The organism is Paenibacillus ottowii, from assembly GCF_050516475.1.
Lineage (GTDB): Bacteria > Bacillota > Bacilli > Paenibacillales > Paenibacillaceae > Paenibacillus > Paenibacillus ottowii.
Genome location: NZ_CP191577.1, coordinates 2,357,275 through 2,380,836 on the forward strand (window position 1 = coordinate 2,357,275; position 23,562 = coordinate 2,380,836).

The window sequence follows — 23,562 nt, forward strand, 5'->3', positions numbered from 1 at the left end:
GTCTTAAAATGACTCAGGGACAGCCCTTTGGTATTTACAAAAAGGAGGATGAATTTATGCACTCATAAAATTATAGGTTTGGAATTTGGCAAAAATGGACTTCAGAACATGAACTCAAGATGCCGGTCGTACTTGTGACGTTTACACACTCAGATCAAATTTTGATTTTTTATATTCATAAGGGGTTTTGCCCATAACTTCCTTAAAAGCTTTTCTAAATGATTTTTCATTTGGAAAGCCAGCCTCGTAAGAAATTTCTGTAAGTGGCTTATTCGTTGTTTCCAATAAATCAATTGCCTTTTCCAAACAAAGAACTTGCTTGTACTCCGTAAACGTCTGACCTGTATATTCATGAAACATTCTCGACAAATAGGCCTCCGAATAGCCGCAGATTCGAGCTGTTTTCGCCAGGCTAATATTTTCAGCATAATGCTCTTTAATAAAATCCATAATGGTCTTTATCTTTTGCTGCTTTTCACTAAATATTTCTGGCTGTAAGTCTGCGGCCTGACTAAAATGATTAACAAGCAAATACTTAAGTTCAATAATTCGACTTTGCTCTAAAATATAGTCATATTTGCCTTTGGAAACATGCAGGTTATATATATCCATAAACAACTCTCTTAATTTAGAAAGTATAGTATGTTCAACTTCTCGCTCTTGCGTGTTTAATTGAATGAATACTTGTTCATTGGCAAAAAAGGTAGCTGGAAACTGCAATACAACGACTTGGTTTTCCGTGATGCTTTGGGTGGAGTGCGGTACATTGCTATTAATAAACAGTGCATCCTTTTCCTTCAAAATGGTTATCTTTCCTTCATGCCACACCTTCAAACTTCCACTTGTACAATAGATTAATTCCATATTGCTGTGAAAATGCATAGGGATGACTCTTTCTGTATCTGTCGATTGAAACATAAAGAGGTTAATCATTTTTCTTCTGTCTATTTCGATATGTTCATATATTTTTTTCATACGACACCTCAGTAACCAGCTATGAGTAATCAACAGTAATTATATTCAGTCATATACTCTAATACTCATACTATACCGATAGTAAAATGCCTACACAAGCTGAAATCTATTCAGTCGACCAACACAAAAAAAGGCAGTTCTTCTCGCAAACGGAGTCTTGAACAGCCTTTTCTTGCCTGCTTGTAGCTCTACAGGTGAAAGATACTCATATCGTTTTAAGGATGGATTATGACATCACATTCCTGCAGCTGATAAATCTCAATTTTCCCTTCATTATCTCCTGCTTCAAGTACCACACTGCGTTGTTCCGTATCCTCCAGGAAATACCGCAGAGTAAATACTTCCTCGCCTTCGTTCAGAAAAATCTCCAGACTTGAGCTTTCTATAAATATTTGCATGTCTGCAAGTTGATTGGCTAACATTGCTTTTCTGTATTCCCTCTGGTTGGTCAACCAGTTTGTTCTCCATACGGTTATACTGTTTTCTGCCGAATCATAGTTAATTTCCACAGCATTTCTTATTATCATTTTGAAGTTTTCTGTAAGCTTCGAAAAATGAACAATGCATTCCACCTGCAAAGAAGGCAGCAGCCAAACCCCATTTTTGTGTATGTCCTTCTGGGAATGTTCACCATCCAGTCTTAACAATTGTAATTCCGGCAATGGTTTCTGGTAGAGCACACCGTTAGATAGCACTATTTCTTTAGGTAAAGTCAGCGCATGAATCCAGCCTTCCTGAATGGTGGGAACAGCCCTCTCTGCTTCTTCATTCATGCCGCTCATCCACCCAAACATAATGGTTCTGTCATTCACCTTAAATGACTGTGGCGCGTAGAAATCAAACCCCCGATCAAGCTCTTTAAAATGGGCAAGGTTCCCGTTAAATTTTCCTGTATCCATAAATTTCCCAACAATATATCCCGATTGGTTAGGGTTTCTATAATATTCGCCTGCTTCCGGTAAACCCTGAGGAGAGAAGACAAAAATATCATTTTCCGCAAAATGAAGTAGATCAGGACATTCCCACATATACCCGAATTCACGATCATGCTCCAAAAATGATCCTTGGCATTCCCAAACAGACAAATCTGTGGATTTGTAGATAAGCGTATCTCCAATCAAATCCTCTCTTTGAGCGCCCACGATCAGCCACCAGCTCCCGTTCCGATCTCTCCATACTTTTGGATCTCGGACATGTCTGGTATAGCCCTTGGGATGTTCGAATAAGGGGCCCATTTTCTGAAAATGCTCCCCGTCCTCCGAGATGGCTGCGCATTGATAGCTCTCCTTGACACCGTCATCCCTGATTACATTTCCTGTGTAAAACAGATACAGCTTTCCCTGATGAACTATGGCCCCGCCGGAATAAATGCCGTCCTTGTCATACCATTCCGAAGGCTCTAGCGCAACACTTTTCCTTTGCCAATGCACCAGATCGCTGGAAACAACATGACCCCAGCATTTATTTCGATGTTCGGTTCCTTTGGGGTTCCACTGATAGAACACATGATATTGATGCTTGAAAAAGGCAAGTCCATTAGGATCATTTAATAGCCCGTAGGAAGGAGTAATATGATATTTAAGATGATAAGCGTCGCTTTTATTCATGTTGATCCTCCCGTAACAAAGTAAAACTAAAGCTTAGCAAAGTTTCCTGCGAGCTTGAACCGATATAAACCTCAAATTCGCCAGGCTCACTCTTATATTCCATTTCACGTCCATAAAATTTAAGCATGTCTTCATCTATTGAAAAATCCACAATTGTAGTCTCGCCGCTGTGCAAAAATACTTTTTTGAAGTCTTTTAATTCCTTCACTGGCCTTGCCACACTTGCAAATTTATCGCGAATATATAATTGAATCGTTTCTTTCCCATCATACGTTCCAGTGTTGGATACAGAAATGCGGATATCCACTGACTCATTTGTTTTCATTTCCTTTTGGCTGACGGTTAATAGACTGTATTCAAATGAGGTATAGGATAGGCCAGAGCCAAACGGATACAAGGGTTCGTTCACTTCATCTATATATCGGGACGCAAAGCGGTAAGAGCCATTTTCCTTTAAATTTGGTCTGCCTGTATTCAGCTCATTGTAGTATACCGGAATCTGACCGACGCTACGTGGAAAGGTCATCGCTAATTTCCCAGACGGATTTACTTCTCCATACAGTATATTGGCCAGCGCTTCTCCGCCCATCGTTCCCGGATACCAGGCCTGAACAATCGCGTCCACCTTTTCAGCAACATCGGTAAGGATCAAAGGTCTTCCACTATATACGATCAGAACGATCCTTTTGCCCAATAAGCTTAATTCATGAAGTAGTCTCAACTGCGGCTCTGGAAGCGTCGGGTTCGTTCGTGATCCACCTTCTCCGCTCTGATAAATACTTTCTCCCAAGGCAAGGACTATGACTTCTGCTTCATTTGCATTCCTAATGGCTTCTTGCAGTAGATCTTCTTCCGAGCTTGTTTCCACCGCCAGTTTGTCCGCATATTTATCGAACGTTTTCCTTGCATCAACAGGCAGCAGATAACTTCCCCTGCATACCGAGAGATTGTCGGGGTCAACCAGCTGTAACAACCCCGTTTTCAAATTTATAGTGTCTGTCTCCTCCCCCTTAATCGCCCACATGCCCAGGGTAGAATTTTCTTCTGCATAGGGACCAATTAAAGCAACCTTCATTTCCTTTGATAACGGTAATACATTATTTTCATTTTTCAGCAGCACCACAGATTCCTCTGCCAGGGACAATGCCGCTTGTTTATGATCGTCTGACAAAATGCTGCTTGTTGAACGTTTAACGATTTCCTGTAATCCGCGGAATGGATCCTCAAACAGCCCCAAATCATTTTTCAGCTTTAAGATACGGTATACAGCTTCATTCAGAAGCTCCAGCATATAATCGTTACCTGATATTACATTTTTCAATTGATTAGCGTACACTGCCGTCTTCATATCCACATCCACACCTGCCAATAGTGCCAGCCTGGCAGCAGAGGCCTCGTCTTCGGCATAACCATGCATGATTAGCTCTTCAATAGCGGCGTAATCCGAGATCAATACACCGTCAAAATTCATTTCCTGTCTTAATACATTACGGTTAAGCCACTCGTTTCCGGTCGCAGGGATCCCATTCAACGTATTAAAAGCCGTCATGACAAGCTTAGCACCTGCTTCTATTGCAGCTTGATATCCGGGCAAATAATATTCTCGCAATGCATGCTCCGATAGATCCACGGCATTGTATTCCCGTCCGGCGACAGGTGCTCCGTAAGCGGCAAAATGCTTGACGCAAGCAGCAATTTTATGGGCTGGTACGGCTCCACCTTCCAAGTTGCTTCCCTGGATTCCCAGCACTACGCTTTGGGCATATTTCATTGCCAGCAAGGGATCTTCACCAGGCGATTCCATCACCCGCCCCCAGCGAGGATCTCTCACCAAATCTACCATAGGGGAAAAGGTTACATGAATGCCTTCCTCGTAGCACTCCCGGGCAGCAATCGAAGCCGCATTCTCTATCCCCTCATAGTTCCAGCTACACGCTTGAGCGATCGGAATCGGGAAAATGGTTCGATATCCATAGATAATATCTGCCATGAATAACAGTGGGATTTTATGAGCCGATTTTTCCAAATAATCGGTTTGCAATCGAATTATTTTTTCCGGGTTGGTAATATTCAATATGGAGCCGGTATTATAAATATTATAGTCCGTATTTAGCCCCAGCTTTTTCACAGGGCCCGTCACAACCGTATCCATGTCTCCTTCAAAAAAATCACCGGTCAGTTGAATAAGCTGACCGATTTTCTCTTCTATTGAAAGGGTGTTCAATTTTCGAAGCAATGTTTTGTTGTCCATGATTCTCTCCACTAAATTTTATTTGTTCTCTACTTTTTCTTTAAATCCAAAGATCCACGTCAACGCAAATGCGACACCAAAACCGATTAAACAAACGAAAGCATACAGAAAAATCTGATTATTCAGATACAACAACAAACCAGGTATAGCTGTAATCGACATGCCTGTGGCCTGAACATTAAAGATACGTGCAAAGAATCCTCCAACCGCTCCCCCAATCAAGCCCATCATGAATGGTTTGCCATATCGAATGTTCACCCCAAAAATAGCCGGTTCTGTAATGCCGAGCAGTGCAGACACGGCAGACGGGTAAGCAATAGATTTGGTTTTTAATCTTTTGGATTTCAGGCCGACAGCTAACGCCGCACCCGCTTGTGCACAAATAGATGCCGAGCTAATCGGGTTAACCATATTCCAGCCGCCATCTACCAGCATTTGTATTTCGATCAGGTTGAGCGCATGGTGCAGCCCGGTAACAACAATAATCTGATTAATGCCACCATAAATAAACCCGCCAATGCCAAACGGCAACTTCAAAATAGCTGTAACTGCCGATAATATTAAAACCTCTACTTCATGGAAGATGGGACCAATCACGAACAAGCCCAGTACCAGTGTGAGCAATAATGTCAGAAACGGTGTCAAAATCAAGTCCAGTGCTTCGGGAACGGATTTCCTGATTCTTTTCTCCATCATCGCTCCCACGATCCCTATAATGAACGCCGGCAGAACGGAGCCCTGATAGCCTGCGATTTTGATGAAGCCCAAAAATAAAAGGGGCTCCTTCACATGTTGAGCGACATCCCAGGATGTAGGTAAAGAAGGACTTACCAGCATGAGTCCAAGTAAAATCCCCAAGATCGGCGACCCGCCAAACACTCTGAATGCTGACCAGCATACCAGCACAGGTAAAAAGGCAAACGCGGTATCAGTCAGTATTTGCGTAAATAATATGAAATTCGCAGAAATATCATCCGGTGTAAGTCCAAATAACTGAAGCAGTGCAGGCTGAGTTACCAAGCCCCTAACTCCCATAAACAAGCCGGTAGCTACCAATGCAGGGATAATGGGAACAAATACATCTCCGAAAACCCGGATCATTCTTTTGAAAAAGTTATCATCTTGGGTTGAGGCCTTCTCTTTCAGCTCTGCCTTTGATGTCGCAGATACGTTCTGGCCGACCATCGCTTCGTAAACCTTGTTCACGGTACCGGTTCCAAAAATAATTTGATATTGTCCGGAGGTAAAAAACACCCCTTTTGCCTTATCAATATTCTCAATAAATTCATCATCAATAATTTCTCTGTCTTTTACAATCAATCTCAACCGTGTAGCACAATGTGCCATAGAAATAATATTGTCTTCTCCGCCAAGCCCTTTAATGACATCCTGGGCTATTTTAACGTATTCTTTCTCAAGACTCATCGGTCTTCTTCCTTTCCTCTGTTCCTCTTAGTTAGTCTGAACCTTTAAAACTTGGACTAATATGCCTCTTAAGAATAACATGACTGCGCTTTCAAACAGCGCGATTATTTTACTACATTAAGGTCAAATTTTGACCTTTTTATACCCTTGGCTATAAATAACTTCGAGAAATCGGCTTTGTACGGGAATAAAAAATGCACCTTCAGAATGAGCACTGGATAACTTCATAGTTGATCCGATGTATTCCAAAGGTGCACCTTTAATTGTCCTATTTTACTTCGTGACTTTCAACTGAACACTATTAGCTGTATAGACCACCTTCACTTTATAATTGCTTGGTAAACCTGCTGCATCAATGGAAGAGAATGTCCCATTGTGTTTACCGTAGGTTAAAATGGTTGCACCGTTAGCTGGTACATATTTGTTAGAAAAATTCAGGCGTAATTTGCCGTTAAGTTGGGCTGTACCCTTAATTTTGAGCACATCATTTTTACTTTGCAGGTTGAGCTCAAGTTTTCCCTCGGCAGTTTGTTTGTAATTCCCGCCAACAACCAGCTTTCCAGAATTGTTTTTAAGAAGAGTTCCCCCGTTATTTGTAACATCGCCACTTCCGAAAGCTGTCTCCGAATTCCCTTCAAGTATGCCTTGATCGATCTGTGTACCGCCGGAATACGTATTGTTACCTATGAGCTTCAACGTGCCTGTGCCCTTTTTAGTCAGCTTTCCAACCCCTGAAATATTGTTACGCCAGCGATCCAATGCATTAAAACCGCCTTTGGAGGAGTCCATATTGACTGTAACATTATTGACGAAAGCACCGTAGCCATCCGCAGCGGAAAACAGGTCTAATCGTCCCCATCCTTCGGTATCGTCAAGCACAGGATATCCAGATGGAAGACCTGTAGTGGCCAATACCCAACGGCGTTGTGTGCTATCAAGGTAAGGCAGGCGTGTCTCCAATAATACCTCCGCTCCCTTAGGCACTGTCATTGGCTTCGTCGTTGGATTAATTAGGCTGAATCCGTACGTTAATCGTTCATTATAATTCTTTTTATTCGTGGCATAGTTGCTGTATCGATCTGGGGCTGTACCCTTTTGGGACAACAATTGCGTATGAGCATCCTGATAAGCTGCTTTCTTCAAGCTACTATTGGCTGGATCAGACAGGATGGCAGCAGCCATCGCTGTTGCCATGACTCGTCCCCCCATAACATCAAGTGGGGAATGCATGCCAGCAACAACGCGGTTATTGCCCAGCTCCGAAGCTCGTGTCAGCAATTCCTGATAACGCTCTGGCATGGCATAGGCCATGGCAATAGAACTGAGATACGCAGCATTGGTATGACCGCTTGGGAAGCCGCCATCATTAGTAGCATCAGATTTGAGCGCAGGGATCAGACTCGGGACAACCACTGAATTATCGCTCCAGCGAAACGGACGAGGATAACTAAAGTAAGATTTAGCCGGGTTGGTCGTAGAGTAATCCCCACGCAAGGTATTGACCAGTTTCACGATGTTACCAAGACTGGAGCTTGTGTCCCCTGCATTCGTTCCCTCATCTTCATATTTTTTAGTTGTGGCATCGGCCGGGACGTCGTTGATTGTTGTCGTCGCGCCTGCCTTCTTTCGATATATATCAGTAAGCGAACCCAGACCGTCGATTACACTGTAGCTCTGATTTCGGCGATCATCCAAATAAGCCGCATCGGCCTCACTGGCAGTGCGACGGGCAGCGATATCGATCACCTTTTGAATATTAGCGTCCAGTACACTGCTGTTTAGCTTGGTGCCTGTGTCCCAGGTAGCGCCGGGAGTCCAAAGCTTATTAAATTCAGAAAGCAATCCGAGAGTCGGATTGGAGCTTTCCGTCTTATTAGCGGCACTATTATTTTTATAATGATCTACAAAATACCCCCATGACGGTTCTGTTGGAGTTACTGTTGTTGGCAGCGTGGCCGCACTCGCATAACTTCCACCTAGAGAACCTAGAAGTAAAGGTAAAGATAATAACGCAACTGATAGTGGTTTCCTTAGCAATTTCATTCTCAAATCAGATCCTCTCTTCTCTTGTGCTCTGCATACTGTTTCTACGGAGCTATTATCTATACAACAAGATGTATGACATAAAGAATCATATCTTAAGTTTGTTAAATAAAGAGCTTCGTTCTGTTAAATTCTGCTTGCTTATTTATATGTAAAAAAATATCAACAACATTCAACATGAAACCAATTCATGCATATTAGAGAGTAAAATTGATCAGTAAAGGATATTTTATGCAGATATAATACACTCAGGGCAAGTTAATCTGTTGTGAATTAAAGGATCGAGCAATAAAGAGTATCCAGCAGAATGGGCAAGCAGCGAGGAGTAAAGGGGGGCTTTATCCCCCTTTCAGCCATTTGCTGCAAGTGGATTGCTTCCTATATCTTAAAATATACATACATACCCGGAGGTTGCCATGACTACTAAATCGGCTACAAAAAAAGAAACGGGCCAATCGCTCCCCCTCCCGGGACCACAAGCGAAAGGCACCGTTTTTGCGATTCTGATTGCGATCAGTTTCGTTCATCTGTTCAATGACTCGATTCAATCGGTCATTCCAGCGATCTTTCCGATCCTGAAGGATTCTATGAGTCTGAACTACACGCAGATCGGCTGGATTTCATTCGCCATCAACTTCACAGCTTCGATCATGCAGCCTGTAATTGGCTTGTTTTCGGACAAACGGCCTACGCCCGCTATCCTTCCTATCGGTATGGGCTTTACGCTGACTGGTATGCTGCTGCTCGCCTATGCTGCCGATTATAAAGCGGTGCTAGTCGCAGTCATCTTCGTGGGTCTAGGCTCAGCTGCCTTTCACCCGGAAGGCTCGCGCGTATCCCATATGGCGGCAGGATCACGCCGGGGATTGGCACAATCCATTTTCCAGGTCGGCGGCAATGCTGGTCAATCACTGGCACCGATGCTCACAAGCTGGATTTTTATCCCGTTGGGGCAATTTGGCGCCATCTGGTTCACAGGTATTGCGGCAGCCGGGATTGTAGTGCAATCGTTCATTGCCCGCTGGTACGGTAACGTCCTGCGTACAGAGGGCATTGCACGCAAAAAAGCGGCAACACGCCGCATGAAGCCCGAGGTGCGCAGCCGTATTATGTTTGCCATGATTGTCCTCATTCTGCTGGTATTTGTTCGTTCGTGGTATTCGACCTCGGTCGGCAGCTACTATGCGTTTTACCTGATGGAAGTATTTAAAATGCCATTGGCAGATGCACAGTTGTACATTTTCCTGTTCCTCGGAGCTGGAGCGCTGGGCACCTTCTTTGGCGGCCCGCTGGCAGACCGGTTTGGTAAACGCAATATGATTTTTCTGTCCATGGTATTAGCTGCACCACTGGCCCTGCTATTGCCTTATGCCAACCAATTCTGGACGGCAATCCTGCTAGCGATTATCGGATTTATTATGTTGTCCAGCTTTTCGGTCACAGTCGTATATGCACAGATGCTCGTGCCTGGCAAAATCGGAACGGTGTCTGGTCTCATTACAGGCTTGGCTTTTGGTCTGGGTGGGGTGGGCGCACTTGTGCTCGGCAGTTGGATCGACAAAGTAGGCATTACCAACATCATGTTCCTGTGTGGCTTTTTGCCACTGCTCGGCATTTTAACATTTCTGCTTCCTACAGACAAAACCCTCAATCGCTGGGCGGAAGAAAATGGAGCCGAAGTGTAACAGGCTAACGTGCGGCGGCTATCATTGGCCGCTGCACACCTTCATAAACAACTAACTCAAACTACATTCCTCACTTCTTCCCTACTCTTCACCTCTCCTTCATTCCTTACTTCTACTCCAACCCATTCTCTACTTCTGACAAACGCTTTAAAATACGACGCTTCCGATACAGCATTTTCCCCGCTTCAGCTACGTCATGAATAGCACTTCGATTGGCCATGGAGCCAAACAATATACCCGCAATTGGGACCATTTGCAGCAGCTTTTTCCATCCGAACTGATCGCGATAGGTGTTAATGACTTCTCTCCAACCCTGCATCTGGGAAAAAACCTGTGCCTGACGTGAAGGATCATCGAACAAGGCCAGTTCCTCTAATACAGCCTTTTTCCCCACAATATCAGATGAAGCAAATTGCATACATTTAATAATAAAAATGCGTTCCTGCTTATCTTGGGGGTTAAAGCCATAGCACAAAGCGATTTCCTGAAGCACCTTGAGTGACAAGCCGAGCAAAATAGGGATATCCGCCGCAATCGTAAACACACCGCCAATCCCCGTGGTTGCTCCCTGAGCGGTGGCAAAGGTAATACGCCCTGACGTTATATCGTCCGCCGTCTGATCCATGATCGTTAGCGGTAGCTCAGCCACCTGCTTCAAATCCCACACAGAATCGTCACTATGCTCCGCAACTGCATTTTCCCCGACACGGGGCTGATCCTCCGTATCTAAGACGGAATCTATACCATTTTGCTTAATCATATATTCACGTGCCGTTTTGTTCAGCCTGCTCAGAATCGTTTCTTCTTTCACCAAATATTTGCCGCCATTCTGAATGAAGCTGCCCAGCTCGTTTAGCAGTTGCTCCAGCTTGTCTTTAATGATTTTCGGCGTCAGCCGATCCAGCAGCATAAAGGGCCACCTGCCGATTTTTTCCCAGAAAAAAATATCCTTCTGCTCCTTCTCCCACTTCTCAATCTGCTTTAGCTCTCGGTGCAATATATCCTGACTTTCACGATATTCTATCAGCGGCTTCATAAGCGTAGATGTCTCCTTTTGACTATGCTAGTTTATGTATGGATAATACGTAAGTAAGACGAGTTCAGGTTCTTTTTTTAGCAAACAAGATTGATATAGTAGATTAAAATTTGTTCAGATCGGAGTGTAATGATGAATAATATAGAGCTTGTTCCTTACCATTGTGAGCATGATGCTATTTTACATACCTTTTATTTGCCTGAGGAGCAAAAGCAATTTACTGGAATGCCAGATGACATGCTGGCACTGGCCCAGGAAGACCCGCATCGCCATCCTGTCGTGATTACGGCTACCGGAAGACCGGTTGGATTTTTCATTTTATATGATGGAGATGAATTAGCAAACTATACGAATACTTCTGAGGCACTGCTATTGCGTGCATTTTCAATTAACTACGCAGATCAAGGACAAGGGTTTGCTAAACAAGGACTGCTTTTGCTACCACAGTTTATCTCTACACACTTTCCACATATTCGCGAGATTGTACTGGGCGTCAATGCCCGTAATCTTTCTGCTCAAAGTCTATATCTCAAATGCGGCTTTATCGATGAAGGTAACACTAAAATGGGACAACACGGCTTGCAGCATATTTTTAAAATGTGCCTATAACGCTGACTTCGTTTGCCCTCGTAAAACAAAAGCTTTCGGCACAAACGCCGAAAGCTTTTATCCTCAAATTTCGCCAATGGAAAAGCTCAATTTGTAGTTACCAAACTTCGTAAGCTCATCCAGCATCGTATTTAACTCTGACTGTGAAGACATGCGTACCCGCATCCAATAACAGCCCTCCCCACTCACCCGATGGATTTCGACAATAGAGGGATGCTCCCGTGCAAAAGCCTGAAAAGCACTGTGAGTCGTTCCTGAATTTAAAAAAACCGTAATAAAGGCATGGATCGTCTGTCCAATTTTTTCAGGGTTCCAGCGCAACGTATAACCCTCGATGATGCCCGCGTCCTGCATTTTTCGAACGCGTGCCCCTACTGCTTGACCCGTCAAATGAACAAGCTGACCGACCTCCTTATGCGTTAAAGAGCTGTCTTCAATCAGATGATGAAGGATGCGCAGGTCGGTCTCATCAGGTACGAATAGTTCCATAGTTATTTTTCCTTTCATGATGAAACGAGAATGCTGGTTTTCCTTTCAGCAGGCCGTAGCCTGCATCTTCTTGCGTCATGTATGATTGTAGCAGAAACAAAGAACAGCCGAAAATACAGTCGGTCAAAAAACATTACGATCAAAGGAGCTTCGATATATGAAAATCACACTAATCCGCAACGCAACCCTATGGATCGAATACGCTGGAGTGAAATTTCTGATTGATCCGATGCTAAGTGATGCTGGGATAAACCCACCAGTTCCGAACACAGAAAATACCCGCCGTAATCCGCTCGTTCCCTTGCCGCCGCAATGGCAGACGCTTGGCCAGCCTGACGTAGTCATCGTCACACATTTGCATCTGGATCATTGGGACCCGGCGGCAGTACGCTGGCTGGACAAGCAAATCCCTGTATTCTGCCAGCCCGGAAATGAAGAACAAATCACAGCCGACGGTTTTACACAGGTTACTCCGATTGCAGTGGCTGGCTCAGTCGGGAAAATCGAGATTATCCGTACAACCGGGCATCACGGAACTGGAGAAATCGGGGAACAGATGGGACCCGTATCCGGCTTTGTATTTCAGGCTCCAGGCGAGCCTGTCGTCTATGTGGCTGGGGATACCATTTGGTGCAGTGAAGTTGCGGAAGCACTGGATAAATACCGTCCTGACTGGACGATCGTGAACGCTGGAGGAGCGCGGTTTATAGTGGGCGATCCTATTATTATGACTGCCCAAGATGTAACAGCTGTTGCACAGCATGCCCCTTACACCCAAGTCGTTGCTGTCCATATGGAAGCAATCAACCATTGTATACTGACTCGCTCCGAGCTTACAGAACATATCCACCGTGAAGGTTTGAAGGAGCAAGTCCATATTCCGGTGGATGGAGCGACAATTTCGGCATAAGGCGATCATCCTGAGTCACCGTTTGCGCCCATTTTGCATATATTGGATTTCAAAACGCCTAAAAGAAGGGATTATTAAATGAATTGGCAATATCAACATCCTTATTATGGTACAGAAACCCAATGTAAAGAAGTTCCAATTGCTTTTCCTCCCCAGCATCAATATAGACAGCCGGGGCTGGAATATCTAATGGTTCCACGCCCTATCTTTGATAATCCAAAGTATATCGGCACGGGAAAGCTCCAGGATCGGGTGGCTATTATCAGCGGCGGAGACAGTGGCATTGGTCGCGCGGTTGCGGTGGCATTTGCCAAGGAAGGGGCCGATGTGGTCATTGCCTATCTCGATGAGCATCGAGATGCTATGGAAACCCGTGATGTCATTCACCGGCTTGGCCGACGTTGTTTGCTAATTCCAGGTGATCTAAGGCTTAGAAGCAACTGCTGTCTGGTTGTTCAAAAAACGATGGAAACCTTCGGTCGAATTGATATCCTCATTAATAATATGGGGGTTCAGTTTGTGCGTGAATCGTATCTGGACATCAGCGAGCAGCAGCTTCGTGATACGTTTGATACGAATATTATTTCCTTCTTCCATATGACCACAGAAGCCTTGCCATATATGCGGGCTGGGGCCAGTATCGTCAATACGGCATCAGTTACAGCCTATGTTGGGCAAAAGAATCTGATCGACTATTCAGCTACCAAAGGAGCCATTGTCAGCTTCACGCGCGCTTTGGCTAACAATCTGGTCGATCAGGGTATTCGCGTGAATGCCATTGCTCCCGGTCCGATCTGGACTCCGCTGAATCCGGCCACACAGTCGACCGAAGTCATCCGCACCTTTGGCAGCAATACGCCGATGAAGCGGGCCGGGCAGCCTTATGAATTGGCTCCTGCCTATGTCCTGCTGGCTTCGGATGATGGCTCCTACATTACTGGCCAAACGCTGCATGTGAACGGCGGACAAATGGTGACGACATAGTTGGAGTTGGCTAATAGCCATAAGGCCTAACATACAAGCAAACCTCCAGTATCCACAAGTTAAGTGGGACTGGAGGTTTGCTTATTTTACCATATTGAATATAAGCTTAGACTGATCTTTTGTTTTTGTTGTATATATCGAAGGCAACCGCCAGCAGTAGTACCAAGCCCTTGATGCCTTGCTGCCAGTCAATACCGAGGCCAATCAGAGACATGCCGTTATTCAGTACGCCCATAACCAAGCCACCGATAATCGCTCCAAAAACCGTGCCGATCCCGCCTGACGCTGAAGCTCCACCGATAAAGCAAGCCGCGATGGCATCCAGCTCAAAGTTTGTACCCGCTCTCGGCGTAGCCGCGTTCAGACGTGCAGCAAAGATGAGACCGGAAATAGCAGCCAATACGCCCATGTTGACAAATACCCAGAATGTTACTTTTTTCGTTTTGACACCAGACAGGCCCGCTGCCTTTTCATTTCCACCCAGCGCATACACATGACGGCCCATAACCGTGCGGTTCATGACGAAGGAGTATACCACGATCAGGATGAACAGCAGGACGAGAATGTTCGGTATCCCCGCATAGCTTGCGAGCATGAAGGTGAACAGATTAATCACAGCAGCCACTACGATCAATTTGAGTATAAATAACGCCTGTGAAGGAACCTCGAATCCATATTTAAGCTGAGAGCGGCGTTCACGAAGTTCATTCACAATAAACCATACCGTAAGTGCAATCCCTACAATGACGGATACCAGGTTATAACCGGTAGCTGAAAAATCCGGCAGGAAGCCTGAACTGATTTTCTGAAATCCCCCTGGAAAAGGAGAGATCGATTGACCTTCCAGCACGATCATTGTTAATCCGCGGAAGAGCAGCATTCCCGCCAGGGTAACGATAAATGCCGGAATCCGTACATAAGCGACCCAGAACCCTTGCCATGCCCCAATTAACGCTCCGACCAGCAAAGCTGCAATCACAGCGACCCACGCTGGAAGCTGCCAATCGACCATCATAATGGCGGCAACTGCACCGACAAAAGCGGCTATGGAGCCGACGGACAAATCAATATGCCCAGTAATGATAACCAGCACCATCCCGATCGCCAGCACGAGAATGTAGCTGTTTTGCAAAATCAGATTGGTAATATTAATCGGCTTCAACAGCAGACCGCCTGTCAGCACCTCGAACAAAATCATAATAACGACCAGCGCAATCATCATGCCGTATTGGCGGATGTTATTTTTAAATAGTTTAGTTATGGTTTCCATGCTTCACGCCTCCTGACTTGGTCATATATCTCATCAACGTTTCCTGCGAAGCGTCCTCACGGCTAACCTCTCCGGTGATCCGCCCGGCATTCATGACATAAATCCGGTCACACAAGCCTAGCACCTCTGGCAGCTCAGACGAAATGACCAGCACGCCTTTGCCCTCAGCGGCAAGTCGATGAATAATCGTGTAGATTTCATATTTGGCACCCACATCGATCCCGCGCGTCGGCTCATCCAGAATCAGAATATCCGGTCCGGCAAAAATCCATTTGCTCAGTACTACCTTCTGCTGATTTCCGCCACTCAGATTACCGGTTTTCTGTAAAATACTCGGTGCTTTGATGTTCATGCTTTTTTTCATTTCCTCTGCAACGACGACTTCCTCCTGCTCATTGACCACAGCGCCCTTCGCCAGCTTGCTCAGACCGGTTAGCGAGATATTACGCTTGATATCATCCATTAAAATAAGTCCGTACTCCTTGCGATCCTCCGTCACATAGGCAAAGCCGTTGTTAATCGCGTCCGTAACCGTGTTGTTCTGGATCGGCTTGCCGTCCTTAATCAGTTGACCCGAGATATTGCGTCCGTATGACTTGCCAAAGATACTCATCGCCAGCTCAGTCCGTCCTGCACCCATCAGCCCGGCAATACCGACAATTTCACCACGGCGGATGTTCAGATTCACCTGATCCAGCACCTTGCGGTCTGCATGATGCTCGTGATACACCGTCCAGTCCTTCACTTCCAAAATGACTTTGCCAATCTTGGCATGGCGCTCTGGATAACGGCTGGTCAGATCGCGTCCAACCATCCCGCTAATGATCCGATCCTCTGTGACCTCATCCCTTTTCATATCCAGCGTCTCAATCGTCTTCCCATCCCGCAAAATCGTAATTGAATCCGACACCTTGGCGACCTCATTCAGCTTGTGGGAGATGAGAATGCAGGAAATGCCCTGTTTTTTAAATTCCAGCATCAAATTAAGCAGATTTTCACTATCATCCTCATTTAAGGCGGCTGTCGGTTCATCCAGAATAAGCAGCTTTACCTTTTTAGAGAGCGCTTTCGCAATTTCGACTAGCTGTTGCTTGCCGACCCCGATGTTCGTAACCAAGGTATTGGGATTTTCACTCAAACCGACCTTAGACAGCAGCTCGCGTGTCCCCACAAAAGTCTCTTTCCAATCAATCACACCGCCGCTGGCGCGTTCGTTGCCCAGATAAATATTTTCCGCAATCGAGAGATACGGGATTAATGCCAGCTCCTGATGGATAATGACGATGCCCAATTCCTCACTCTGCTTGATATCCTTAAACTCACATGTTTTGCCCTGGAAAATAATATCGCCTTCGTAGGTTCCATGCGGATATACACCGCTCAGTACTTTCATCAGCGTCGATTTGCCTGCACCGTTCTCGCCGCACAGCGAATGAATCTCGCCTTCCTTGACCTTGAGATTTACATTTTCCAATGCCTTTACGCCGGGAAAGGTTTTGGTAATTCCCTTCATTTCCAAAATGATTCCAGTCATGGGTTACACTCCTTTCGGTTGGATTCCTACTCTTATTTGAGTCCAATTTGCTCTTTGGTGTAATAGTGACTGCCTACAATATCCTTCTCTACATTCGTCCGATCCACCGAGATTGGATCAAGCAAGTAAGCAGGGATTATCTTTTTCCCGTTGTTATAGGATTTGACATCATTCACTTCTGCTTGCTTGCCCTGTAAAATGCTATTGGCCATCACGACCGTTTGCTCAGCCAGCTTGCGGGTATCCTTAAATATGGTTTGGGTCTGCTCTCCAGCCACAATAGACTTGATCGAAGCCAGCTCCGCATCCTGTCCCGTAATGATCGGCAACGGCTTGTTCGCTGTTCCGTATCCGACCCCTTTCAGGGATGAAATGATACCGATGCTAATGCCGTCATACGGGGAGAGCACCGCGTCCAGATTGGCCCCTGAATAGTAGGCACTCAGCAGATTATCCATCCGCGACTGTGCCAAAGCTCCGTCCCACCGCAGCGTAGCGATCTGCGCCATTGTCATCTGCTTGCTGCGTACGACCAGCTTGCCGGAATCAATGTATGGTTTAAGTACGGACATCGCACCATTAAAGAAGAAGTAGGCATTATTATCATCTGGCGATCCGCCGAAAAGCTCGATATTGAAAGGTCCCTTGCCTTCCTTGAGACCCAGCTTTTTCTCAATATATGCCGCCTGTAATACGCCCACCTTGAAGTTATCAAAGGTCGCATAATACGTCAGATACGGTGTGTTGCGAATCAGACGGTCGTAAGAAATGACCTGAATCCCTCGGTCATGTGCCTTCTGAATTACATCCGTCAGCGTGTTCCCATCGACCGAAGCGATGACCATGACATTGACGCCCTTGGTGATCATATTTTCGATTTGGGAGATTTGATTTTCCACCACGTCCTCGGCATATTGTAAATCCGTTTTATAGCCTTGCTCCTGAAACAACCGAACCATATTCTCCCCGTCCCCTACCCAACGCTCGGACGATTTGGTCGGCATGGAAATACCCACATAGCCTTTTTCCTTGCTGCCCGTTCCACTCTCCGCCAGATTGCAGGCCGAAAGCATCAAGGCCAAAATCAGAAGCCAAACGACAACAGCTCCTTTTTTCATATGAAGTTCCCCTTTCCTCATGTGATGCAGGTCATTTGAAGGTAAGGATTTTGAGAAAATCCTCAAGTCAGTGCTAATTAGACTAGAAATTAGATAGCGCTTACATAAGTGAGGCGATGAGCACCTCTCTTTTTTTATGTGCAAACACATGGTATCATTCCAGGCTAGGGAAGGTCTTTGCAGGTTTTGAACTTTTTTTATAAAATTTTAACCTTTGTGATGGGGGGAGGAGGAATGGGGTGGTTAAGGTGGACAATGGTATGAAAAGAAAGAAATAAAAAAACTTTACCAGTTTAGATCTGGTAAAGTTTTTTTTTCATTCTTTATCCATTTTATCTTAATGACAAAGCGACTTCTTCACTTGTTCGAATCCGGCCTATTCTCGGAAAGATGTATTTACAAACATAATCGTGCTCCTCTTTCGTAGAAGCTGTCATGGCATCCTCCACAAAAATCTGGTGATATCCATGCTGGTAGGCTTCTCTTGCTGTAGTATCCACGCCAATGGAAGTAGAAATACCGCAAAGTACAATAGTGTCAATTCCACGACGACGAAGCTGCAAATCAAGGTCAGTACCAAAAAATGCACCCCATTGTCGTTTGGTAATCGTATGAGCAATTTGGGTATCAGCTATTTCTGGTACAAAACGATCCCAGCCTTCTGGCCATTGCATCTGATTCATTTCCATATCTGTATATGGCTTTAACATATCTTTCCCATCTACCGACGAAACTCGTACCAAAACCACAAACGCGCCTTTCTGCGTGAATGCATCAATTAATTTACTGGCTTTCTGAACAACCTGCTCCCCCGTATAAGGGGCTAGCAAACGACCGCTGTTTGCGATCCCCGTTTGCAAGTCTATAACTACCAGTGCCGTCTTTTCTGCGTTTAACTTTTCCGCCTCCGTTGATTTTACATGTTCCATATTGTTTTCTCCCTTCATCTAGTCTGCATTTTGTCCTAAAGCCAATTCATGGTGATTTAGCTTTAGATATACTTTAAAATAAACCCAGACCGCATTGATCAGTAACAACACACTTGTAATCCAAAATACAGATCGAATTCCAAACCAGGTTGCCACCTGTCCGCCTAAAATAGAACCTGCGAATACGCCCAAATACCCTGCCGACATGTTAAAACCAAAAACTCTGCCGGTCAGAGCATCCGGTGTAATTCTTTTGATCAGGATATTAACAGAGGGGATCAATCCGGCCGCTGCTAATCCAAATAAAAAGCGTAAACCTATGAACTGCCAGTCATTTTGTACTAAGGCTTGTGGGATGAAAATGAGTCCTGCCGCTATAAGGGCCACTAATATCACTTTATGTGCTCCTATTTTGTCAGAGAGTTTCCCAAGTCTTGGTGCTGAAATGATATTCGCCAGCCCTGATGCCGAAAAGGCCAATCCAGCTAACAGAGCGATATGATGGGTATTGCCGGATAATTCCGTTATATACACGGTTATAATGGGTTCTACCGAATATAAGGCCACCGTTAATACAAAAAAAGTGATAAACATCGTAAGCGTCAAATTCTTTTCAGGAACAATGCTCCATACTTCCTTGATCCCAAGCGTTTTTTGGTGCTCACGGACAAACGTTTCCTGTACAAATAAAAGGGTCGTCAAAAAAGCAATCATCAGCAGCACGCCTGTGATAAAAAATGAATCCTGTAATCCAAAGTGCTCTGCTATAAACCCGCCGATCGTAGGTCCGAGCAAAGAACCGGCAATATTGGCCGTTGAAAGTGTACCCAAGGCCCAACCCGCGTGTTCCTTGTCCGTCTGGGTTGCAATCAGCGTAGTACAAGCTGTGCTATAACCTGTGATAGCACCCTGCAATATTCGGAGCCCGATCAATACATATACATTGTGTGCAAAACCCATGCAGCCTACGACTACAGCCATCCCGAGACTTGCCCGCAAGAGCATTGGTTTGCGTCCGAACCTGTCAGCGGCCTGCCCCCAAATGGGTGAGAAAACAGCTGAAACGATGTAGGTAATGCCAAACGCAATTCCGGAAAATTGTGCAATTAAGGCTGTATTATGAACTCCAAGCTGCTTGATATAAAGCGGCAATATCGGCGCAACCTGGCTCATCCCCAGTCCTGTTACAAACATTCCGAACCAGCAAACGATTAAATTCCGTCTCCACATCGGCATGAATAAAGACCTCCCCTCTACCATATGCAAGTGTCCCTGTACAAAAATCATGAACAATAACACCCTCATAATAGCTTGTGGTTCGGCCTTATACCATGCACAATATTAAACTCCATGGACATTTTTGCTATAATACTCTGACGGGCTTATGCCTTCCATTCTTTTAAATATTCTACTGAAATAAAATTCATCCGTATATCCAAGCGCTTGTGCCACTTCCTTTACTTTTTTATCCCCTTCGATCAGTAGCTCTTTAGCTTTATCCATTTTAATCTTATTAAAAAATTCAATGACAGAGTATCCTGTAGTCTCCTTAAAAGTCCTTGATAGATACGTAGGCGCTAACTGTACCATCTCCGACAATTCAGTCAAGGTGACCTTACTATTTATATGTTGATGCATGTATTGAATGATGTTTTCAATTTTTCGAGAATTGGAGCCACTCCACTGTTGCTTTCTTACGCTCTGAAAAATGGAAACACCTAATTGCTGAAGCAAAGTCCTGCTCATTAGTTCGTACCCCGGAAGCTTTGCATCCCAGCAGTCCACTAATTTATGGAAAATATCCTGAATAGAATAACTATCCTTTAATTCTTGGGCAGCATGCAGGGGAAGCATTCGAGGCTCATCTGTAATGTCCCATTGGCCGTCATTGAAATTCACTCGCGCATAGCTAAAATGTACAGTTAGGAAACGGGGAGGTTCATTCGGATCTGGCTGCAAAGAATGCAGCACGCCCGGACCAATGTAAAACAGCATTCCTTGTTTGAGCAGATAGGTTTTTCCCCCGATGGCGATACTACCCGCCCCTTCGGTAACAAGAACGAACTCATGATGTGAGAGGGTTCTCGTAAAATTTCTCAGAATTTTTCCGGTTTCTTTGAATTTCCTGCCATTACAGTAGTGAATGTGAAAGTAAAGTTTATTGATATTCATCTGCATCAATTAAGAACACCCGCTCCTGGAATCCGGTCTCGCACCAGCTTGTTGTATGTAGTCATATCAAATAACACCCTTTCTAATGTGAGGTTAAAGAATTTAACATTTTAATGCAACGGGTTTTCTTTAAAAATAGACGGATACCGCTTCGATGGATTCGTTACAATCCGCCGCGATAGACGCTCTAGAATAGAGTCTGTTTTATAAAGCAACATGTCTACTTCCTCCTGTTTCATCGACTCCTCAGATGCTTCATCCTCTCCGGAAACCAGATAATGCACGGTGCCCATAAACAGCACCACATCTAAACACGGCTCCGCATCCGAGCGAATTAGCCTAAGCAGATCGTTCATGGATAGGCTAATGGATAAAGGTATGATTTGATTTCGATGTACATATATGGCCTTCGCCATAGAAAACATGGCACGATCACAAAGAATGAGGCAGTTTAGCCATTGATTATGGTCACGCATCATCTGGGCAAGCTGCATTTGGTATTGGGCAAGCTTTTGAAAATCCAGCATGCAATTCAATATGTGGGTATCGCTATACTTAGGCAATTTGAAATCAGCTTCACTATGTAGTTGGTTGCTTAAGGAGTAATGTTTCATGGGGGAATCAACTCCTGAATTAAAATTTCACAAACAGTGTGAGCAACGTAGCATATCATTGGACCACTAAAATGTATAATTTTCTAGCTATCGGACAAGCTTCATAATGAATATTACTATATAGTAGTTTTTAATTCAATTTACTTACTAACGCATATTAATTAGATGTAACTCTTTCTCTACACTTCTAACTATAGAGAGGTGTAAACATGTCAGAACTTTTAGAATTAGTCGGTACACGTATTCGAGATATTCGAAAGTCTAAAGGGCTTTCCCAAGAAGCTTTAGCCGAACAAGCAGGATTCAATTCGAGCTACATTGGTTTCATCGAGCGTGCGGAGAGAAATATATCTTTAAAAAATCTGGAGAAAATAGCAAAGGCATTGAACGTGAGCGTCTATCAGTTACTTACATATGTGAAGGAAAATGATGAGCTTACCGAAGAAGATTCGAGTATAAAAGCCATTTTGTCTCTCCTAAGAACTCGTGAATCCAAAGATACTGAACTGGCCTTAAAGATTCTTACAGACATTTTTATGAGAATCGATCAACGATGAAGCAGAAAAAAAGGAACTGCGCTTTGCAGTTCCCCCACCATCTCTATTCCTTACGATAACGCCAGCATCGCTTTCATATCTTCCTCTGCAGTCGTAATGAGCTTTAAGCCAAACATCTCCACCAGTACATCCAGTACACCAGAAGAAATAAACTCAGGCGGCTTTGGTCCAATGCGAATATCCTGAATGCCCAGGCTGAACAAGCCTAGCAGGATGGCAACCGCTTTTTGCTCAAACCAGGACAGCACGATGCTAACAGGCAGCTCGTTCACTGTACAGCCGAACGCATCTGCTAATGCCAGAGCGATTTTCACAGTAGAACCCGAATTGTTGCATTGCCCCAAATCAATATAACGCGGAATGCCAGTATCTCCAACAGTGCCGTAGTCCACATCATTAAAGCGGAATTTACCACATGACGTGGTCAAAATGACCGTGTCGTTCGGCAAGGATGTCGCCAGCTCGCGGTAATAGTTGCCACCTTTGCCTGGTGCGTCGCAGCCCGCGATGACGAAGAAACGGCGGATATGTCCGTCTTTGACTGCCTGAATGATCTCAGGTGCCAGCCCGATGACTGTCTCATGATGGTATCCTGTCGTAAGCACCTGTTCAGAGTCTACATCTGCGGCTGGCAGGGCCAACGCGCGTTCAATCAGTGGAGAGAAATCGTCGTTCACAATTTTAGCAACACCCTCCAGCCCTGCTACTTCATATGAGAAGAAGCGGTCTGCATAGGTGCCTTTAATCGGCATAACACAGTTGGTCGTGGCAAGAATCGCGCCCGGGAATTCCTCGAACAATCTGCGTTGATCGTACCAGGCTTTGCCGATGTTGCCCTTGAGATGTGCATATTTCTTTAACGCCGGATAACCGTGGGCAGGCAGCATTTCTGAGTGAGTGTAGATGTTGATGCCCTTTCCTTCGGTCTGCCGCAGTAATTCCTCCAGCGCGTACAAATTATGTCCGGTCACGACAATGCATTGGCCTTCGATTTTATTTTGGCTGACGGTAATCGGCTGTGGAATGCCAAAACGATCTGTATGCGCACGATCCAGCACATCCATGATCCGTACAGCTGCATTTCCGACCTTCATCGCCATTTCCAAATGCTCTTGTACATTAAAGTTAGAATTAGTTAAGGTCATATATAACGCTTCATGCGTGATCCGATCCACCTCAGGATCGCTATACCCCAACTGACGTGCATGTGTAGCATAGGCAGCAATGCCTTTTAATGCAAAAATCATTGTATCCTGCAAACTCGCTACCGTCTCATTTTTTCCGCATACTCCAATGACTTTACACCCGCCACTCGGCGTCTGTTCACACTGATAACAAAACATATTGTTTTCCT

20 protein-coding genes are annotated in these 23,562 nt (G+C 44.9%); 5 read left to right on the forward strand and 15 right to left on the reverse strand.

The window, feature by feature from the left end:
* Window positions 1-141: 141 nt before the first annotated feature.
* From ACQQ6X_RS11310 to ACQQ6X_RS11330, 5 genes are all read right to left on the reverse strand, one after another.
* On the reverse strand, window positions 142-975 hold the full coding sequence (locus tag ACQQ6X_RS11310; RefSeq protein ID WP_305165388.1) for an AraC family transcriptional regulator: 834 nt from the start codon (window positions 973-975) through the stop codon (window positions 142-144).
* Between the two features lie 215 nt (window positions 976-1,190).
* Window positions 1,191-2,582, reverse strand: coding sequence for a glycoside hydrolase family 32 protein (locus ACQQ6X_RS11315; RefSeq protein ID WP_305165389.1), 1,392 nt, complete (start codon window positions 2,580-2,582; stop codon window positions 1,191-1,193).
* Window positions 2,575-4,833: a beta-glucosidase BglX gene (gene bglX / locus ACQQ6X_RS11320; RefSeq protein ID WP_305165390.1), complete on the reverse strand. Its 2,259-nt coding sequence runs from the start codon at window positions 4,831-4,833 to the stop codon at window positions 2,575-2,577. Before bglX ends, ACQQ6X_RS11315 begins: the two co-directional genes overlap by 8 nt.
* Window positions 4,834-4,851: 18 nt before the next feature.
* Complete coding sequence (locus tag ACQQ6X_RS11325; protein ID WP_305165391.1) at window positions 4,852-6,258, reverse strand: sucrose-specific PTS transporter subunit IIBC; 1,407 nt, start codon at window positions 6,256-6,258, stop codon at window positions 4,852-4,854.
* A 273-nt stretch (window positions 6,259-6,531) separates the two neighbouring features.
* Window positions 6,532-8,301 (reverse strand): acid phosphatase, encoded by a 1,770-nt coding sequence (locus ACQQ6X_RS11330; RefSeq protein WP_305165392.1) that lies wholly within the window; start codon window positions 8,299-8,301, stop codon window positions 6,532-6,534.
* Window positions 8,302-8,717: 416 nt separating this feature from the next.
* On the opposite strand from ACQQ6X_RS11330, the gene ACQQ6X_RS11335 reads away from it, so the two are divergent.
* A complete protein-coding gene (locus tag ACQQ6X_RS11335) occupies window positions 8,718-9,986 on the forward strand; it encodes an MFS transporter (RefSeq protein ID WP_305165393.1) in 1,269 nt (422 codons plus the stop codon).
* Between the two features lie 112 nt (window positions 9,987-10,098).
* On the opposite strand, the gene ACQQ6X_RS11340 is transcribed toward ACQQ6X_RS11335, so the two are convergent.
* Window positions 10,099-11,022: an EcsC family protein gene (locus tag ACQQ6X_RS11340; RefSeq protein ID WP_305165394.1), complete on the reverse strand. Its 924-nt coding sequence runs from the start codon at window positions 11,020-11,022 to the stop codon at window positions 10,099-10,101.
* A gap of 132 nt (window positions 11,023-11,154) precedes the next feature.
* Here ACQQ6X_RS11340 and ACQQ6X_RS11345 point away from each other — a divergent pair, with 132 nt between their 5' ends.
* On the forward strand, window positions 11,155-11,631 hold the full coding sequence (locus ACQQ6X_RS11345) for a GNAT family N-acetyltransferase (protein WP_305165642.1): 477 nt from the start codon (window positions 11,155-11,157) through the stop codon (window positions 11,629-11,631).
* A gap of 63 nt (window positions 11,632-11,694) precedes the next feature.
* On the opposite strand, the gene ACQQ6X_RS11350 is transcribed toward ACQQ6X_RS11345, so the two are convergent.
* Window positions 11,695-12,120 (reverse strand): Lrp/AsnC family transcriptional regulator, encoded by a 426-nt coding sequence (locus ACQQ6X_RS11350; RefSeq protein WP_064795507.1) that lies wholly within the window; start codon window positions 12,118-12,120, stop codon window positions 11,695-11,697.
* Window positions 12,121-12,277: 157 nt separating this feature from the next.
* Between ACQQ6X_RS11350 and ACQQ6X_RS11355 the strand changes: the two genes are divergently transcribed.
* Window positions 12,278-13,030: an MBL fold metallo-hydrolase gene (locus ACQQ6X_RS11355; protein WP_305165395.1), complete on the forward strand. Its 753-nt coding sequence runs from the start codon at window positions 12,278-12,280 to the stop codon at window positions 13,028-13,030.
* A 78-nt stretch (window positions 13,031-13,108) separates the two neighbouring features.
* Window positions 13,109-14,014 carry an SDR family oxidoreductase gene (locus ACQQ6X_RS11360; RefSeq protein ID WP_305165396.1) on the forward strand — a complete coding sequence of 302 codons (906 nt, stop codon included), beginning with the start codon at window positions 13,109-13,111 and terminating at the stop codon, window positions 14,012-14,014.
* Window positions 14,015-14,120: 106 nt separating this feature from the next.
* On the opposite strand, the gene mmsB is transcribed toward ACQQ6X_RS11360, so the two are convergent.
* The 7 genes from mmsB to ACQQ6X_RS11395 form a co-directional block, all read right to left on the reverse strand.
* Window positions 14,121-15,284, reverse strand: coding sequence for a multiple monosaccharide ABC transporter permease (gene mmsB / locus ACQQ6X_RS11365; protein WP_305165397.1), 1,164 nt, complete (start codon window positions 15,282-15,284; stop codon window positions 14,121-14,123).
* Window positions 15,268-16,818 (reverse strand): multiple monosaccharide ABC transporter ATP-binding protein, encoded by a 1,551-nt coding sequence (gene mmsA / locus ACQQ6X_RS11370; protein ID WP_305165398.1) that lies wholly within the window; start codon window positions 16,816-16,818, stop codon window positions 15,268-15,270. The genes mmsB and mmsA overlap by 17 nt, the downstream gene beginning before the upstream one ends.
* A 32-nt stretch (window positions 16,819-16,850) precedes the next feature.
* Window positions 16,851-17,936, reverse strand: coding sequence for a multiple monosaccharide ABC transporter substrate-binding protein (chvE, locus tag ACQQ6X_RS11375; protein WP_305165399.1), 1,086 nt, complete (start codon window positions 17,934-17,936; stop codon window positions 16,851-16,853).
* A gap of 332 nt (window positions 17,937-18,268) precedes the next feature.
* On the reverse strand, window positions 18,269-18,865 hold the full coding sequence (locus ACQQ6X_RS11380; RefSeq protein ID WP_305165400.1) for a hydrolase: 597 nt from the start codon (window positions 18,863-18,865) through the stop codon (window positions 18,269-18,271).
* A gap of 18 nt (window positions 18,866-18,883) precedes the next feature.
* Complete coding sequence (locus tag ACQQ6X_RS11385) at window positions 18,884-20,101, reverse strand: multidrug efflux MFS transporter (RefSeq protein ID WP_305165401.1); 1,218 nt, start codon at window positions 20,099-20,101, stop codon at window positions 18,884-18,886.
* A 105-nt stretch (window positions 20,102-20,206) separates the two neighbouring features.
* Window positions 20,207-21,043: an AraC family transcriptional regulator gene (locus ACQQ6X_RS11390; RefSeq protein WP_305165643.1), complete on the reverse strand. Its 837-nt coding sequence runs from the start codon at window positions 21,041-21,043 to the stop codon at window positions 20,207-20,209.
* A gap of 104 nt (window positions 21,044-21,147) precedes the next feature.
* Window positions 21,148-21,651 (reverse strand): hypothetical protein, encoded by a 504-nt coding sequence (locus tag ACQQ6X_RS11395; protein ID WP_305165402.1) that lies wholly within the window; start codon window positions 21,649-21,651, stop codon window positions 21,148-21,150.
* A 209-nt stretch (window positions 21,652-21,860) separates the two neighbouring features.
* Here ACQQ6X_RS11395 and ACQQ6X_RS11400 point away from each other — a divergent pair, with 209 nt between their 5' ends.
* Window positions 21,861-22,208, forward strand: a complete 348-nt coding sequence (locus tag ACQQ6X_RS11400; RefSeq protein ID WP_305165403.1) for a helix-turn-helix domain-containing protein — start codon at window positions 21,861-21,863, stop codon at window positions 22,206-22,208.
* A gap of 50 nt (window positions 22,209-22,258) precedes the next feature.
* Here the strand turns inward: ACQQ6X_RS11400 and hcp are convergent, their stop codons facing one another.
* Complete coding sequence (gene hcp / locus ACQQ6X_RS11405) at window positions 22,259-23,551, reverse strand: hydroxylamine reductase (RefSeq protein WP_063212429.1); 1,293 nt, start codon at window positions 23,549-23,551, stop codon at window positions 22,259-22,261.
* Window positions 23,552-23,562: the final 11 nt, after the last annotated feature.

Excerpts from the sequence above, each read along its gene's own strand:
- ACQQ6X_RS11385 (WP_305165401.1), bottom strand. The coding sequence starts at position 20,101 with ATGCCGATGTGGAGACGGAATTTAATCGTTTGCTGGTTCGGAATGTTT.
- ACQQ6X_RS11360 (WP_305165396.1), top strand. The coding sequence starts at position 13,109 with ATGAATTGGCAATATCAACATCCTTATTATGGTACAGAAACCCAATGT.
- chvE (WP_305165399.1), bottom strand. The coding sequence starts at position 17,936 with ATGAAAAAAGGAGCTGTTGTCGTTTGGCTTCTGATTTTGGCCTTGATG.
- mmsB (WP_305165397.1), bottom strand. The coding sequence starts at position 15,284 with ATGGAAACCATAACTAAACTATTTAAAAATAACATCCGCCAATACGGC.
- ACQQ6X_RS11315 (WP_305165389.1), bottom strand. The coding sequence starts at position 2,582 with ATGAATAAAAGCGACGCTTATCATCTTAAATATCATATTACTCCTTCC.
- hcp (WP_063212429.1), bottom strand. The coding sequence starts at position 23,551 with ATGTTTTGTTATCAGTGTGAACAGACGCCGAGTGGCGGGTGTAAAGTC.
- mmsA (WP_305165398.1), bottom strand. The coding sequence starts at position 16,818 with ATGACTGGAATCATTTTGGAAATGAAGGGAATTACCAAAACCTTTCCC.
- ACQQ6X_RS11395 (WP_305165402.1), bottom strand. The coding sequence starts at position 21,651 with ATGAAACATTACTCCTTAAGCAACCAACTACATAGTGAAGCTGATTTC.
- ACQQ6X_RS11340 (WP_305165394.1), bottom strand. The coding sequence starts at position 11,022 with ATGAAGCCGCTGATAGAATATCGTGAAAGTCAGGATATATTGCACCGA.
- ACQQ6X_RS11380 (WP_305165400.1), bottom strand. The coding sequence starts at position 18,865 with ATGGAACATGTAAAATCAACGGAGGCGGAAAAGTTAAACGCAGAAAAG.
- ACQQ6X_RS11330 (WP_305165392.1), bottom strand. The coding sequence starts at position 8,301 with ATGAAATTGCTAAGGAAACCACTATCAGTTGCGTTATTATCTTTACCT.
- ACQQ6X_RS11350 (WP_064795507.1), bottom strand. The coding sequence starts at position 12,120 with ATGGAACTATTCGTACCTGATGAGACCGACCTGCGCATCCTTCATCAT.
- ACQQ6X_RS11355 (WP_305165395.1), top strand. The coding sequence starts at position 12,278 with ATGAAAATCACACTAATCCGCAACGCAACCCTATGGATCGAATACGCT.
- bglX (WP_305165390.1), bottom strand. The coding sequence starts at position 4,833 with ATGGACAACAAAACATTGCTTCGAAAATTGAACACCCTTTCAATAGAA.
- ACQQ6X_RS11400 (WP_305165403.1), top strand. The coding sequence starts at position 21,861 with ATGTCAGAACTTTTAGAATTAGTCGGTACACGTATTCGAGATATTCGA.
- ACQQ6X_RS11335 (WP_305165393.1), top strand. The coding sequence starts at position 8,718 with ATGACTACTAAATCGGCTACAAAAAAAGAAACGGGCCAATCGCTCCCC.
- ACQQ6X_RS11390 (WP_305165643.1), bottom strand. The coding sequence starts at position 21,043 with ATGCAGATGAATATCAATAAACTTTACTTTCACATTCACTACTGTAAT.
- ACQQ6X_RS11325 (WP_305165391.1), bottom strand. The coding sequence starts at position 6,258 with ATGAGTCTTGAGAAAGAATACGTTAAAATAGCCCAGGATGTCATTAAA.
- ACQQ6X_RS11345 (WP_305165642.1), top strand. The coding sequence starts at position 11,155 with ATGAATAATATAGAGCTTGTTCCTTACCATTGTGAGCATGATGCTATT.
- ACQQ6X_RS11310 (WP_305165388.1), bottom strand. The coding sequence starts at position 975 with ATGAAAAAAATATATGAACATATCGAAATAGACAGAAGAAAAATGATT.